This is a genomic window from Candidatus Leptovillus gracilis, assembly GCA_016716065.1.
GTDB classification, from domain to species: Bacteria; Chloroflexota; Anaerolineae; order Promineifilales; family Promineifilaceae; genus Leptovillus; species Leptovillus gracilis.
This window is the reverse complement of record JADJXA010000003.1, coordinates 503,756-518,597: the sequence shown is the minus strand read 5'-3', so window position 1 is coordinate 518,597 and position 14,842 is coordinate 503,756. Positions and strand designations below refer to the sequence as shown.

The 14,842-nt window shown below is 59.6% G+C and carries 13 protein-coding genes; 4 read left to right on the top strand and 9 right to left on the bottom strand.

Annotated elements, in window-relative coordinates:
* Nucleotides 1-19: 19 nt before the first annotated feature.
* Nucleotides 20-3,178: a winged helix-turn-helix domain-containing protein gene (locus IPM39_11130; GenBank protein MBK8986617.1), complete on the bottom strand. Its 3,159-nt coding sequence runs from the start codon at nucleotides 3,176-3,178 to the stop codon at nucleotides 20-22.
* A gap of 88 nt (nucleotides 3,179-3,266) precedes the next feature.
* Here IPM39_11130 and IPM39_11125 point away from each other — a divergent pair, with 88 nt between their 5' ends.
* Nucleotides 3,267-3,431 carry a hypothetical protein gene (locus tag IPM39_11125; protein MBK8986616.1) on the top strand — a complete coding sequence of 55 codons (165 nt, stop codon included), beginning with the start codon at nucleotides 3,267-3,269 and terminating at the stop codon, nucleotides 3,429-3,431.
* Complete coding sequence (locus IPM39_11120) at nucleotides 3,421-5,685, top strand: hypothetical protein (protein MBK8986615.1); 2,265 nt, start codon at nucleotides 3,421-3,423, stop codon at nucleotides 5,683-5,685. The genes IPM39_11125 and IPM39_11120 overlap by 11 nt, the downstream gene beginning before the upstream one ends.
* Here the strand turns inward: IPM39_11120 and IPM39_11115 are convergent.
* The 6 genes from IPM39_11115 to IPM39_11090 all read right to left on the bottom strand — a co-directional run bounded on the left by IPM39_11115 (nucleotide 5,653) and on the right by IPM39_11090 (nucleotide 11,438).
* Nucleotides 5,653-6,612 carry a hypothetical protein gene (locus IPM39_11115; GenBank protein MBK8986614.1) on the bottom strand — a complete coding sequence of 320 codons (960 nt, stop codon included), beginning with the start codon at nucleotides 6,610-6,612 and terminating at the stop codon, nucleotides 5,653-5,655. The genes IPM39_11120 and IPM39_11115 overlap by 33 nt on opposite strands.
* A gap of 118 nt (nucleotides 6,613-6,730) precedes the next feature.
* A complete protein-coding gene (locus tag IPM39_11110) occupies nucleotides 6,731-8,140 on the bottom strand; it encodes an NAD(P)/FAD-dependent oxidoreductase (GenBank protein MBK8986613.1) in 1,410 nt (469 codons plus the stop codon).
* Nucleotides 8,141-8,205: 65 nt separating this feature from the next.
* Nucleotides 8,206-8,940: a hypothetical protein gene (locus tag IPM39_11105; protein ID MBK8986612.1), complete on the bottom strand. Its 735-nt coding sequence runs from the start codon at nucleotides 8,938-8,940 to the stop codon at nucleotides 8,206-8,208.
* A 102-nt stretch (nucleotides 8,941-9,042) separates the two neighbouring features.
* Nucleotides 9,043-9,402 (bottom strand): STAS domain-containing protein, encoded by a 360-nt coding sequence (locus IPM39_11100; protein ID MBK8986611.1) that lies wholly within the window; start codon nucleotides 9,400-9,402, stop codon nucleotides 9,043-9,045.
* A gap of 84 nt (nucleotides 9,403-9,486) precedes the next feature.
* Nucleotides 9,487-9,810 (bottom strand): STAS domain-containing protein, encoded by a 324-nt coding sequence (locus tag IPM39_11095; GenBank protein MBK8986610.1) that lies wholly within the window; start codon nucleotides 9,808-9,810, stop codon nucleotides 9,487-9,489.
* 2 nt (nucleotides 9,811-9,812) lie between these two features.
* Nucleotides 9,813-11,438: a SpoIIE family protein phosphatase gene (locus IPM39_11090; protein ID MBK8986609.1), complete on the bottom strand. Its 1,626-nt coding sequence runs from the start codon at nucleotides 11,436-11,438 to the stop codon at nucleotides 9,813-9,815.
* A 138-nt stretch (nucleotides 11,439-11,576) separates the two neighbouring features.
* Here IPM39_11090 and IPM39_11085 point away from each other — a divergent pair, with 138 nt between their 5' ends.
* Nucleotides 11,577-11,903 (top strand): hypothetical protein, encoded by a 327-nt coding sequence (locus IPM39_11085; protein MBK8986608.1) that lies wholly within the window; start codon nucleotides 11,577-11,579, stop codon nucleotides 11,901-11,903.
* Complete coding sequence (locus IPM39_11080) at nucleotides 11,900-12,091, top strand: hypothetical protein (GenBank protein ID MBK8986607.1); 192 nt, start codon at nucleotides 11,900-11,902, stop codon at nucleotides 12,089-12,091. The genes IPM39_11085 and IPM39_11080 overlap by 4 nt, the downstream gene beginning before the upstream one ends.
* Before the next feature lie 93 nt (nucleotides 12,092-12,184).
* Here IPM39_11080 and IPM39_11075 read toward each other — a convergent pair whose 3' ends face one another.
* Complete coding sequence (locus IPM39_11075) at nucleotides 12,185-13,384, bottom strand: hypothetical protein (GenBank protein ID MBK8986606.1); 1,200 nt, start codon at nucleotides 13,382-13,384, stop codon at nucleotides 12,185-12,187.
* Nucleotides 13,381-14,808, bottom strand: a complete 1,428-nt coding sequence (locus IPM39_11070; protein MBK8986605.1) for a hypothetical protein — start codon at nucleotides 14,806-14,808, stop codon at nucleotides 13,381-13,383. Before IPM39_11070 ends, IPM39_11075 begins: the two co-directional genes overlap by 4 nt.
* Between the last annotated feature and the right edge of the window lie 34 nt (nucleotides 14,809-14,842).

Here is a 14,842-nt window from a genome sequence, read left to right as displayed (position 1 = left end):
GAACACTGAACACTGGTCACTAAATCGGCTCATCATTCTGCACTTTTCCCACCAGCCAAAGGGTTAGCTCTGATGGCCCGACACCCAGTTCACGTTCCAGCGCCGCCACAGCCTCTTGGTACGCTTTGAGCGCCAAAGTACGATGCCCTTGCCGGGCATAAGCGCGCATGAGCATCTGCCATGCTTTCTCCAGCCAGGGGGCCACCTGTAAGCCACGCCGCAGCCAGGTCTGGCTTTGCACCCATTGTCTGCGCGACAAATATGCTTCGGCGGCGCACAGGCAGCCCTCCAGGTACAAATCCTCCAACTGTTGGCGCGGTTCCAGCAGCCAATCGGCATAGGGCAGGTCGGGCAGTAGGGGGGCGTATCCCGCCAGGGCGTCGCTGAGCGCGTCCAGTCCGTCGTCGTCCAGATCGCCTGCGGCCAACGCCTGATCCACCTGCCGTGTAAACTGCGCCACATCGCTGCCGACGACGCTGTAGGGGTCGAAACGATAGACATCCCGCTCTACGACAATGTAGCGATTGGGGCCGCGCGGCCGCATGAATGGGTCCAGGGCGCTGCGTAGATGGCTGTTGATGGTGCGGAAGGACACGGCCGTTTTCTCCGGGTCACCGTCTGGCCACAAATCTTCCAAAATCTGGTCGCGGGGGATGGGCTGCCCGGCATGGAGGGCGAAGTATTGCAGCAGCCGGGCAACGATGGGGCGGTGAAAATCCTCTGCGCGCAAGGCGTCCTCACCCCGTTGGGCGCGAAAATCGCCCATTAAACAAAGGTGCAGCGGCGGCGGCGGCAGGGATTCGAGCCTGGTCAGCGCCGTGTGGAGTCCCTTTTTGATCTCTTTGTTTGTTTCGGCGGCAACGGCCGTTGCCAAAGCCGGCATCGCCTCTTCCTGACCGATTTGCGCCAGAAGTGTGGCCGCGCGTCCGCGGACAAACCCATCTTGGTATCGCAGTAGGGGCAGCAGCGAGCTGCTCTGCCCAATCTGCCGCAGGGCGGCGTCAGTTCTGGCTGGTTCCAGCCCTTCGACCAGCAAGATTTTCCAGAACGCGGCTGCCAGCTCCGGGTCGCGGGTGGTGAGGAGTTGGCCGTATAACGGCCGTTCCCCCTCCACCAATACACGCCGCGCCAATCGCCGCCAACGGGGATTGCTCTGTCGCCAACAGATGATCGCCAACATCATTCGCAGCCGCACCAGCTCGGCGCGGGCGCGCATGGGGATGAGGGCGCGGGTTTGTGGCGTTAGTTGGAAGCCTTCCAGATCACCATCAGCCAGAGCGGACAGCAGGGCGGCGATGTCTCGTTCCAGCGCCAGCCGCCCTTCGTAATAGGGAAACTCCGTTCTGACCGCCAGGAGTTTATCTGCCAGTTGGATGGCGCTTTGATATTGCCCCTGTCGTCGGTGTAACCAGACCATCGCCGCCCCGAACAAAGTCCGCAGCAGCGGCGATTCCTGCACTTCAGGCGACTCCCTTCCGGCGGTGAACAGGGCGGCGGCTGCGGCAAAACGGCCGTCGCCCACCGCCAACAGGCCGCGATCATGCTGCAAACTCCACTGGATCCGCTCATCAACCAGTTCCGCCTGCGCGACAATGGCCTCCAGCGCCGTCAGGTTCTCGCGCTGGCCGGCCCAATCCCCCTGGTCCAGCAGCAAATGGCCCAGATTACGCCGAATCAGCAGCAAATCTTGGAAGTTGTTTTGGGCGGCCACTTCATGCAGGGCGGTGGTGAGCATGGCGTGGGCCGACGCCCGCTGTCCCCGCGCCGCCAGGACCAGCGATGCAAAGTTGACCTGCTCGATCAGCCCGCGGTGTGGCTGTGTCCCGGCGGTTAGCGTCTGAACTTCCAGATAACAGCGCTGCGCCTGGTCGAACTGCGCCAGGAAGGCGTGCAGGGAAATCATATCTTGCAGGGCGGCGATTTTCTGAACTGCGTCTAGATCGGGCATCGCAATCAGCCGTTGATAGAGCGTTAGCGCCTGCTGGTTGTGACCTTCGTCGCCGTGAAAAAAGGCCATGTAGCGCAGCCCCAGCCGGTAATCGGCGGTGCGGCTGCCCGCTTCCGCCAGGGCCACGCCGCGGTGTAGAAACTCCCACGCTTCGCGGCGGCGGGCGCGCAGGTGGAAGAGGGCCGCCCCGTTGCGCAGCAGCAGCAACGGCCGTTCGGCCACAATTTCCGGCGGCAAGGCGCTGATCCAACGGTGGTGGGTGAGGAAACGGCCGTTGACCCGTATCTCCACAAACGCTTCGGGCGCAGCCAACAGCGCCGCCGCTTTCTCTGGCAGGCCCCCATTCAAGGCGTGTTCGATGGCGGCGCTGAACTGCTTGTTTTCGCATAGCCAATTAATAACCATCAACAAAAACGTGGTGAACTCCGTCGAGGTTAGCTGCTGGCGCAAAAAGGCGCGAATCAGGTCGTGATAACGGTAGCTGCCAGTTTGTATATCGTGGTAAAGGAAAAGATTGCGGGTCAGCAGGGATTGCACGGCCGCGTCGGGATCGCTGTCTGGCAGTAAGGTGGCGGCCAGGGTGGGGGTGAAGGTGAGGGGGACGGCCGTTACCGTCATAAACCGCTGCAAATCCGGCGGCAGCGCGGCAAACATCTGCTCCGTCAGGTACTCAAACAACTGCTTTTCGGCGATGGGCTGCGGGTCAGCGGCGTCGCCCAGGTTTTTTAACAGAGCCAAACCCAACGGCCAGCCTTCTAGCTGCTGCTGCCAGGTGGCCCGGTCTGGCCGCCGGTCGCCTAACCACGCCCGCGTTTCCCGGTCGTCAAACGCCATCTCGGCCAGACCCAGTTGGTTGATTTTGCCGTACAGGGCCAGGTCGGTGGCCGGGAACAACGGCTGCCGCCCGGCCAACACCCAGCGCGGCTGCGCCTGACGCATCTGCTGTTTCAGCCAGGTTATGGTGGCATCGGCTTCCAGCAGGTGGTGGACGTCGTCGAGCAGCAGGGTATTTTCCGCTTGCCGCAGTGGTTCCAGCCGTTCGCGGAGAGCGGCCGGATCGCTGTCGGCCGGGCTGAGGGGGATGAAGTAGGTGTACGGCCGTTCCGTTTGCAGGCTTTGCAGCAGCAGCGTTTTGCCGTAGCCGGCCGGGGCGTTGATGAAAAGATGCCCTTCGCCGAGCAGCGCGGCCATTTGCTCCAGCAGCCGGGGGCGGCGAATCGTGTTGGACATTAATGGATTACCTCGCGTTAACAGGGTTGTTCATTCGTTGTCAACAATAACAATATACGCTTGCGGCATGGATTACCAGGCTTTCATTGTGCGTATTAAGCAAGGCGCGGACGGGCAGCCGCATGGGTTTGTCAGCGATCCGCGCACGGGGGAGAAACGGCCGTTTATCACCGCCGCCGAGTTATTGGGGCTGTTGCAAGAACGGCCGTTTTCACCCCCGCCCACCCACAAGGAGAAAAACAATGATTTCTGAACGCTTTCCGGCCCAAGTTCGCCGCGCCGGCCTCCTCTTTTGTCTGGCGCTGGCGGCGCTGTTGGCCGGGCTGACGCCCAACCCGGCGCAGGCCGCCTTCATAGACCCCGGCTTCAACCCCGGCGCGAGCGGCACAGTTTACGCCATTGTCGTGCAGCCGGATGGCAAGATTTTGGTCGGCGGCGGATTTGGCAACCTGGGCGGAGCCTATCGTCCGGGTATCGGTCGGCTGAACGCGGATGGCAGCCTGGACAGCCCCTTTAATCCCGGCAACGCCAGCGTGGTTATTCGGGCCATCGCCCTGCAAAACGACGGCAAGATTCTGACCGGCGGCGGGTTCTCTAGTCTGGCCGGCCAGCCGCGCAGCTCTTTGGGGCGGCTGAACGCCGACGGCAGCCTGGATACCGCTTTCCTTGACCCTGGCGTGCGCTTTAATGCCAATTTCGGAACCATTGAGGCCATCGCCATTCAGTCCGACGGCAAAGTGGTCATTGGCGGTTGGTTCACAGAAGTGGCTGGTCAGCCGCGCCAGAATATCGCCCGGTTGAATGCCAACGGCAGCCTGGACGCCGCCTTTAACCCTGGGGCCAATGGCCGCGTAAACGATCTGGCGATTCAACCCGACGGCAAAATCCTGGTTGGCGGCGAGATGACCCTATTGGCCGGGGAGGCGCGCAGCTACCTGGGGCGGCTGAACGCCAACGGCGCTCTGGACGATTCGTATACAATCAATCCCGGTCAGGTAACTGACAGAGTCTATGCGATGGCCCTTCAGCCGGATGGCAAATTGATTATCGGCGGTTCCCTAGGCGGCCATGTGCGGCGGATGAACAGCGATGGCAGCATGGATTTCAGCTTTGTCGGCACGGCCGGCGCGGTCGTTTACGCCGTTGCGCTGCAAACAGATGGCAAAATCCTCATCGGTGGCTCGTTCGGCACAGTCAATGGGCGCGAGCGGCGGGCTATCGCCCGGCTAGGTCCCGACGGTATCCCTGACGCCTCCTTCAACCCCGGAGCCGATTTGACTGTTCTCGCCGTGGCCGCCCAGGCGGACGGCCGTGTATTGGCCGGAGGATTATTTAGCCAGATGGGCGGCGTAAACCGCAGTCGTCTCGGCCGGACCAACCCGACGACGCCCACGCCTGTCCCCGATCCCGCCTTTAACCCAACCGTCAATAACCAGATCAACACGGTGGACCTGCAAGCGGACGGCAAAATTGTCCTGGGCGGCACGTTTACGGAAATTGATGGACAGCCGCGCGGTCGCGTCGCCCGCCTCCATTCTGATGGCAGCCTGGACGGCGGTTTTACAACTGGCGAAAGCAATGGCACAGTCTACGCCGTAGCCGCGCAGACGGACGGCAAAGTCATAGTCGGCGGCAACTTCACTTTGCTGGATGGCGCGGCGCGGGCGGGCATCGGGCGGTTGAATGCCGATGGCAGCCTGGATACCGATTTTAACCCTGGGACGCTTCAGGGCAGCTTTGGCGGCACGGTCAGGGCGCTTGCTGTCCAGGCCGACGGCAAAATCCTGGTCGGCGGCACATTCACCTCCCTGGGTGGACAGCCTCGCTTTAATATCGGCCGTCTGAACAGTGATGGCACTGTAGACGCGGACTTTAACCCAGGGGCCAGCAGCATTGTCCTCGCGTTTCTGGAGCAGCCTGATGGCAAAATCCTGGTCGGCGGCGCTTTCATCACCCTGGCCGGAGAGACGCAGCCTTATTTCGGCCGACTGAACCCGGATGGCAGTCTGGACAGTTCCGTCAGCCCGGCGCTCAACAACCGGGTGGAGGCGATTGCCTACCAACCGGACGGTAAAATTTTGCTGGGCGGGTGGTTTTCCTGTCCTGGCTCTTCTGGGAATCTCGTCCTGCGACTGCACGCCAACGGCGCGCCCGATAACGACTTTTTCTCCTGCGCGGACAACCCGACTCATTGGACCAATGGGCAAATTACCTCCCTGGCGGCGCTGCCGGATGGCAAGATTTTGCTTGGCGGCTTCTTCACCCGCATTGCGGATAAGCCTTATGAGACGATTGGGCGGCTGAACAGCGATGGCAGCCTGGACGGCAGCTTCAATCCGGGGACGAACGGTTTTGTCTACGCCATCTTACCCCTGCCGGACGACAATATCCTGGTCGGGGGAACGTTCAGCGAAATCGGCGGACAGCCGCAGCCTTATATTGCTCGCCTGTTCAATACGGCCCCTATACCAACGCTAGAACTGTATCTGCCGCTGGTCACGCGCTAAGGAATGAAAGTTAAATAACACACGGAAGATTGGACAAATCTCAGGAGATTTGTCCAATCGGTCCAGGCTGAGTCCGGCGGTGCGGGGGTCTTTGGCGTGGCCTTCGAGACGGCCGTCTCGCTTCGAGATACTTGATAACTCCCGCGTCACCTGGGCATAGGGATCGAAACAATCAAACATGTCCTTAGCGGCGGCGAACAAATCCAAAAGGGAAAGACTTTGTTGATGGATGATTTGCCGGTCGTCACGCCGACGAAGTAAAAGGTGGGTACTTCGCATCATTCGGCGGCGTTGACCATTGATTTTGATGAACCCGGCGCGTACCAGCTCTGGACTGTCTTTTATTTCGCGTAGCGAATATAACAGCTCTTCAACAAACAAATCAGCAGCCGTCTCGGCGCGCATCTGCCAGAAGGGGGCGTTGGGTGGGTAGTAGATCTGTGTCATGCACGGTGTTGGCATTGAGCCGGATGAACGGGTCGTCGGCCGTTGCTCTCCGCCAACACCACCTCCCGTAAATTTTCGTGGATCGGGTCTACCACACGGCATAACTTTCCACCTGCTCGCCCAGAGCGACAATTTCGCCCATGGCCGGGAATGCGCACCGCGCGCGGCGAGTAATGGCGATGCCCACCCTTGTAGATGCGCAAATCGGTGCCGCAAATGTTGGCGTTCAGCACCTTCACCGTCTAGCACTTCTTCCAGCAAAACGGGGCGGCCTTCGAGCATGGATTTGGTTCCAGCCAGGACGGTGGCGACTGCCCAACGGCCGTCTTCGCCTCCCACGCGCGCCACAAAGTGCTGCATCTCGTGGATGTAGGCCCAGGCGAAGCGCTCCGGCCAGCGCCGGTAGATAGGCGTGATGAGGCCCTGGTCGCGGTTGATGCACACCACCACGTCCATGCCCTGCATCGAGCCAGTTTGCATGATTCCTTGCTTGCCGACGATTTCTACCCGCGCATCGTAGGGCTGGCAAAGGGTGTGGCGCTGCTAAAACAGGCCAACATCTTTGAGCAGCCGGGGGAAATGTTTTGGGCGTGATCTGTCATCTAAGCGCGGACTGGGCGGCGTGGAAGCCGCACATGCCATGGACGCCGCCGCCGGGTGGCGTGGCTGAGGAGCAGAGGAACACGTTGGGCAGTGGCGTGGAATAGGGGTTCAGCCGGGGCACAGGGCGGGTGAACAACTGACGCCAGTTTTGCACGCCGCCGTTGATGTCGCCGCCGATGTAATTGGCGTTGTACGTCTGGAAATCCTGGGTGGTCATGGTGTGGCGGGCCAGAATGGTGTCGCGGAAGCCGGGGGCGAAGCGTTCGATCTGGCTTTCAATGGTGGCGGTCATATCCAGGGTAGACCCGTGGGGCACGTGGCAGTAAGCCCAGCCGGTGTGTTGGCTGGCGGGAGCGCGGCTGTCATCAAACAGGCTTTGTTGGGTGACGAGGGTATACGGCCGTTCCGCCACCTTTCCACGCCAGACCAACCGTTCACTGTGAGCAATCTCCGCCGCTGTGGGACCCAGATGTACTGTACCCGCCCGGCGGCAGGCGGCGGCTGTCCAGGGAATCGGCTCGTTCAAGGCCCAATCCACTTTAAAAACGCCGGGGCCGTATTGATACCGCTGTAACTGGCGGCGATAGCCGGGCGGCAGTGCGTCACCGGCAATTTGCAGCAGTTGGCGCGGCGTTACGTCGAGCAGCACAGCCCGCGCTGGGGGTAGTGCTGCCAGTGACTTTACCTCGTGGTCGGTGACTATTTCGCCGCCTAAATCGGTGAAGAAGGCGGCCAGGGCGTTGGCGATGGCCTGGGAGCCACCGCGAGGCAGCGGCCAGCCCACACGGTGCGCGAGCGTGCCCAACATCAGGCCGAAAGCGGCCGTCAGCGGCCATTCCAGGGGCATGATGGCGTGGGCGGCAAAGCCGGCAAAGAGGGCGCGGGCCGGTTCCGTGCGGAACAGAGCGCGGGCCAGGCTGTCGGCGGGCCACAGGGCACGCAGGCCAAACCCGGCCATCGCCAGCGGGTGGCGCGGCGGGCGCAGCGGCCCCAAAAATTCGCGGGCGATTTTGTCCCAATCGGCGACCAGGGGCGCCAGCAAACGGCCGTAAACAGCGCCATCTACGCCTAACTGAACGGCCGTTTCCGCTAACGATTGGTGGACGGCAACGGCCGTGCCGTCATCAAACGGGTGCGCCAGCGGCAAATCGGGCTGAATCCAGCGTAAGCCGTAATCCGCCAGGGGCAGGCTCTTGAAGAAAGGCGACCCCATGCCCAACGGGTGAATGGCGGAGCAGATGTCGTGGTGGAAGCCGGGCAAGGTGAGTTCGGCGGTGCGCATCCCGCCGCCAATGGTCGGTTTGGCCTCCAGCAGCAGCACGCGCCAGCCCTGCCGCGCCAGGGTAATGGCCGCCGCCAGCCCATTAGGGCCAGACCCTACAATAATTGCGTCGTAATCAGCCATAGAAATTATGAATTATGAAGGATGAATTATGAATTCAAGAACGCGGCTTGCTCATCCCTCATCCCTCATCCCTCATCCTTTTTGAAAAGCCGTTTAGTCAGGTGGATGGGCAGGTAGACGGCTGAACGAATAGCGGCATTATGCCAGATATTGCCTGCTTCTGCCCACTGCACCTTTTTGTCTATGCAAACGGCCGTTAACGTCGGCTGGCGGTTGGGCGAGCCAAAGTGAGCGGCCAGATTGCCCAGCGTGTCGAACCAGAACTTGTCTTCGGCTTTGTGACCGAAGCCGAGGCGGAAGGTGGTTTCGTACATGGGGTCGCTGGCGCGGATGAGCGCTTGAATCTGGATGACCGTCACGCCGTCGACAGTGAAGGCGCTGAAAGTGATCATGCCGGCGAACATGTGGCCTTGCGGTGTCATGAAGGAGAAGGATTCGTCGTCGGCGTAGATGACGCGCACGCCGGTGGAGAGCTTCATGCCACCGGGGGCGTTCAGGTTGAGTACGGCCACTTCGCCCGGTTTGACGCCTTGCAGCGGGCCATAAAAGTTGTTGCCTTTGGGCCAGAAGTCGGGGAAATGGGCTTTCCAGTCGTGGATAACGGCCGTTGGCGCCACATCTACACCTTCCAGCCGGATATGGTACGTTTTCTGCCACATCTGGCCGAAGCCTTGCAGCGGACTCATCGGGCGGCGGCCCTGAACGTTGAGGTTCATGGCGTTAGTTGGGATGTCGTGGACGTCCATGGTATCCACCGGCTGCGCCCAGTTTGCTTCACGGGATTGTTTATTTTCGCTCATCGGTATTCCTCCGGGTTAGGGGCTGACGGCTGGCAGGTTGAAGCCAGACAACCGCCAGACGGTTCTCTTTACAGCTTGTATGCGGTTACCTAAATTTGGGAATCAGGCAGGGGTGGTAACAGCCGTTAATGCCGCCTGTTCACTGTCAAAAATGGCGATGGCTTCATTCAGCCGGGTCAGCTCAAAAATCTGCTGGTAATGGGCGCTCAGGCCATAGGCCAGCAGGCGCTGTTTTTGCCGCTGCACCCGGATGAGCAGGGTGACGAGCAGGCCGATGCCGGAACTGTTCATGTATTCCAGGTTGGAAAAGTTGAGGATGATGGTCTGGGAACGGCCGTTACTGGCGGCGGCATAGGCCTCCATCAGCGCTTCTTCCCCGTAGCCATTCAACTCGCCGGAAATATCAATCACGGCCGTGCTGTCGGACACCTTACGAACATGGGTAATCAGGTTATTGGACATGGATGACCTCCTAGAATAGTAGCAAGAGCTAGAGCGAGAGCTAGAGCTAGAGAAGGAGCAAGCCTCTAGCTCTCGCTCTTGCTATCACTGAATCTCGATAAAATCGGACAGGCGGGTGATGGTGAAGATTTCGCGGTAATGGTCGCTGAGGCCAACGGCCGTTAGCGGAATATGCGCCGCCCGTGACTTGGCCAGCAGCCCGACAATCAGGGCAATGCCGGTGCTGTTGATGTAATCCACCCCGCCAAAATCCAGGGTGATGGCGGTCGGCTGCACCTGGGCGGCGGCTGCATAAACGGCCGTCAGCGCGGCGTCGGCATCCTGGTTGATTTCGCCGTGCATGAGGATAACGGCCGTTTCTTCTTCCAATTTCGTTTCCGCCGTAAAAGCGGCTTTCTTCTCTGCCATCTTTATGCTCCCTTCTGGTTTGCCAGATGCATGACCAGTTCAATCGTGTAGTGTTGGTCGTCTTGATGCACATGCATTTCGTCTACCATCGCCTGGATGAGGAACAACCCCCAGCCGCGCGGCGACTGTGCGCCGGCCAGTTTGGCTGCCAGGTCAGGTGCGACGGCGGCTGGCGACGGCTGGCCGCCGCCCTGGTCGGTGATGGTGACGCGCACTGAGCCTGTCGAAGTGGGCGCTTCTTCTACAAACACCTTTAACCGCGCCGGTTTGTCCGGGTCGTATTGGTTGCCGTGTTCCATGGCATTCATGGTGGCTTCGGCAACGGCCGTTTTCAATTTCTCCAACCGCGCCGCCGGCAGCAAATCACCCACCACCTCCGCCACCCATTCCATCGCTGTCCGCTCATTGCCCGGCGCGGACGGAATCTCAAATTCAACGGGTTGACTGTTAATTGTTAACTGTTGACTATTGATTGGCTCCTCCCTTTGTATCGTCACTAACGTTACATCATCCTCCTGCTCCCAACCGGGGCCGGTGAAGGCGGCCAGTTCCGCCAGCAGAAACTCGTGGAGCGTGGCGCCGTCGGCGTGGGTGGCGAGCAAGGCTTGCAGGTGTGGGAAACCAAACATGCCGCGGGCCGGATTGTGGGCTTCCACCAGGCCGTCGCTGTAGAGCAGCACATAGTCGCCGGGGGCCAGCGTCGTCTCTTTTTCATCGTAGCCCATGCCCGGCATCAGTCCCAGGGGCATCCCGGTGGCCCGCAGTTCGACGACGCCCTGGGCGGTATAGTGATAGGGCACATCGTGACCGGCGTTGGCGTAACGCAAATGGCCGGTGGCTGGGTCCAGCAGGGCGTAAAAGCAGGTGACAAACATTTTGGGTGGGATTTCCTGCACCAGCACATCGTTGGTGCGGGCCAGGACAGCGCCGGGCGCTTCCAGCCGTTCGGCGGCAGCGCGCAGCAGGGTGCGGGTGGTGGCCATCACCAGCGCCGCCGGTACGCCTTTGTCGGTCACATCCGCCACGATAAAGCCCACTTTGCCATCGGGAAAATAGAGGAAGTCGTAAAAGTCGCCGCCGACAGCGCGGGCGGGCTGATAGTAGGCGGAAACACCCCAACCGGCCAGCGCCGGCAGTTCCTGCGGCAGCAAAGTTTGTTGGATGAGGCGGGCGACGCGCAGTTCCTGGGCGATGCGCTCCCGTTCGATGGCTTCCAGTTTTTGCTGCTGCACCAGTTGGGCAATGCGCAGCGCCGGAGCGGCCTGGGTCGCCAGGTCGCTCATCAACCTGTGATCGTCGCTGGAGTATTCCTGGTCGCTCATGCGCTGGCCCAGGTTGATCAGGCCAATCAGTTCACCCTGGCTGACCAGCGGCACCACCAGCCGGACGCCAGCCTCGCGCATGGCCGTCACGGCCAGGGAGTCGAGCTTGAGCTGCGCCACGTCGAAAACGACGGGGTTGTGCTGGATGTAGGCCAGGAGCGGGTCGTTGGGGGCGATGTCCAGGTCTATGGGTGTGAGGGCAGGGGGTGCGGTAACGGCCGTTTCCGCTGTGTTCAGTGTGGGCGAAACGGCCGTTCCTGGTTCCACTTTTGTTTTATTGCGCCAAAATCCTCTTAAAGTTGTCATGATGGCCTTATCATAGCAGGGTATCGTCTGCTAAACGTTACGAAATGGGAAGGATGATGCCGATTTTTCGGAATGCGAATTGTAAGACGAGTTTGAAAATTGGCCTCTATGATACAATAAGGCCGGAGGTATCTGAAAATGAACACCTTAATGTTAGAGCTTACGCCTGATCTGTACTCCCGTTTGCGGCAAGAAGCGGAGCGGATAGGCAAACCCCTGGAAAAAACAGCCCAGGAACTCCTGGCGCAGCGCCTGGAATCCGCGCCGCCCGGAGAAAAGAGTGAACGTGAGCGTGTGCGGGAAGCATTACAGGCGGCCGGGCTGCTGACAGAACTTGGACCGGAGATGAAAAAACGCGCCCAACAGGCGACAATGACTCTGGAAGAAGTTCGTGCGGCACTGGATCAATCTGAGGGAGAGCCACTCAGTGAACTGATTTTGGAAATGCGTGGACCAAAGGAATGAGCAATTATTTTCTTGATTCCAGCGCGTTGGCTAAGCGGTATCTGACTGAAGCAGGCAGAGGTTGGATTCATGATATCACCAGCCTCAACACAGGCAACACGGTAATAATCGCCGAAATCACATTGGTTGAAGTGGCTGCGGCTCTGGCTGCTAATCAAAGCCTTCTCCAGGCAGGCTGTCTCCCTTGACTTTTGTTGCCGCTGATCGTGATTTGCTCCTGGCTGCACAACAAGAAGGATTGACAGCCGATAATCCTGCCGACCATTTGTCTTAACTCGACTTTATTTCTCCACCGGTTTCATCCACACAAAAACACTCTCCGGCTGCATCGTTTCCTGTACGACGCGGATTAATTCGGCCGTCAGCGCCTCCATCTCCGTTTCATCCCGCGCCACCTGGGCAAACTGGGCCAGCACCTGTTGGGCATCGTACTTTTGGCGGTAGAAACGACGGTCAACGGCCGTTTGCACCCGCTTTCTCAATGGCGCAAACAAAGCCGCAATCAGCAGCGTAGACACCACAATCACCAGCGGCGATTGGGCGTCCGTGGCCCGGCCAACCACCGTTTGCAGCAGCACCACGCTGCCAAAATAAACCAGCGCCAGCAAAGCCGACAGCACACCATATTGCACCGTCTTGCGGATGATCAGGTCAATGTCATACAGCCGGTAGCGCAGAATGGCGACGGCAATCGCAATGGGCAGCAGCGTCATCGACTGGTTGCGCAGCGCCACCACAAACTCGTTAATTGGCCCACCCAGCGAGTTGGTGAACAGGCCGATGAGGTAAACACCGGCAAACAGGGCAGCCGCGAATAGCAGCCACCTCATTTGCTCTCGCTCAACCGCTCCGGCACGGCGATAGCGCACGACGAGCGAGACGACGCTCAGCACGATGAAAACGAGCAAGCCGGGAAACCAGAATTGATAGGGAAACGAATCGAGCGGCAGAAAGCCGATTGGATTGGGCGCTGGAGTCGGCCAGTTGTTGTTTACGGGGACAAACTCCTGAGAAAAAGATGCGAAAAACAGAAAAAGTGCGCAGAGACCCAGGCCAAGTCCCACCACCCAGCGCCAGCGGGCGGAAAGCAGTCTGCCCGTGGGGAAGAACAAGGGGATAAACAGCACCGGGAAGATATACCACAGCCACGCCCAGCCGTAGATCCAAAGGCCAATCAGGGTCAGCCACGAGGGGTCGGTTGGCGCTTGAATCAGGCTGTCAAAATAGTCACCTATCGGAGCAACGAAGGTGATCGTTGCTTCTAATAGCAGCAGCCAGCCAACTGTGTTGCGCGGCCGGTTCGAAACGATCAATGCGCCGGTGATGGCGAAGGCAGCACTCCAGGCCAATCCTAACAGGGCTTCGCCCACGCCAAAAATGGTGGGTTCGGCCGCAATGCCTGAAATAGCGATGGCAACGGCCGTAGTAATGACCAACACACATACGATCCAGGCAAAGCGGGCAGCGGTTCTGTTGCTCATCGGCGGGCCTGCCTGTACCAGATTGTGATCTGCTCCGGTTGGAGAGTTTCCAGGATGACATGCTGGAGTTCGGCCGTTAGTGCGTCCATATCCGTCTCGTCGCGGCACGTCTGCGCGAATTGGGCCAGCACCTGCTGGGCGTCATACTTTTTGCGGTAGAAACGGCGGTCAATCACATTCTGGACGCGACGGCGCAGCGGGGCAAACAAGGCGGCAATGACCAGCGTAGAAATGACAATGGCAAAAGGAGATTGTTGGCCGCTGACCGAGTTGAACACGCTTTGCAGCAGGATAACCATGCCAAAATAGACCAGCGCCAGCAAAGTCGACAGCACTGCATATTGCAATGTCCTGCGAATGATCAGGTCAATGTCATACAGCCGGTAGCGCAGCACCGCCACCGCCAGCCCCGCGCCAATCACCACAGAACTGAGGCTGGAGAGAATGGAAAAGATATTGATCCAAAACAGATTTGTTACCCAACCAAAGGCGGGCGGAAAATTCAGCCCAAACAGCAACAGCCCCGCCACAAAACCGGTAATTGCCCAACGCAGCTGCGCCCGGCTCACCGCATCCTGCTGTGTCACACCCGCATGAGCCAGGCTCGCAATCGTCAGGATCATCATGCCCAACGTACTCACCCAGCCCACTTCAGCGCGGCCTCCCAGCAGGAGGAAAACCAAGAGCAGTAAACCATAGGCAAAGGGCAAAAACGCCAGCCAGGGATGACGTTGAATGATCCGCTTGGGACGGGGAAACAGCAGCGCAAAAGCCAGCAGGGAGGGGGCTAACAGCACCCCAAAAATGACATAGCTGAAAAAACCCGTTAAATAAAAGGCAGCCTGATCGAACTGTACGGAGAGACCATCCGGCACACTGCTGCTGATGGTGGTTGCACCTGAGGCGACGCCAAACATGAGCAGGGCGCGGGCACTGGGAATGTCAGGGCGGCGCAGAAAGGTGAACCAGCAGATAATGAGCAGCAAAACGGCGCCCAACAGAGTCCCAGCTTTCCCCGGTGTGGCGGTGTGGTAGCGCCAAACGGCCGTTCCCGTCCACGCTACCACCGGCACAGCCACCTCCAGCTCCACCCCATCCCGTAACATCAGCATCGTCACCGTCTGGCCAATCTGCCAGTTATCGGGAGCCGGGACATAGGCATTTGACGCGCTGCCCGAGACGGAACGGCCGTCTACCGCCAGCACCTCATCCCACCGCTGTAAATCCGACTCTGCACCCACCAAATTCTCATAAAAAATCCAGTTTGCGCCTTCAATCTCTTCCGTGAGTACACCCCAGCCATCCGTGGGCAGTGTCAAACGATAGGCAACCTGTGCCATACTTAGCAGCAGCACCAACACCGCCGCCAGCAATACCAGCCACCCATTCCTATCCAACCGCTGAACTGTTTTTTGCTCTGTCATGAGATCATTGTATCGTCAAATCGTCTGCTCAACG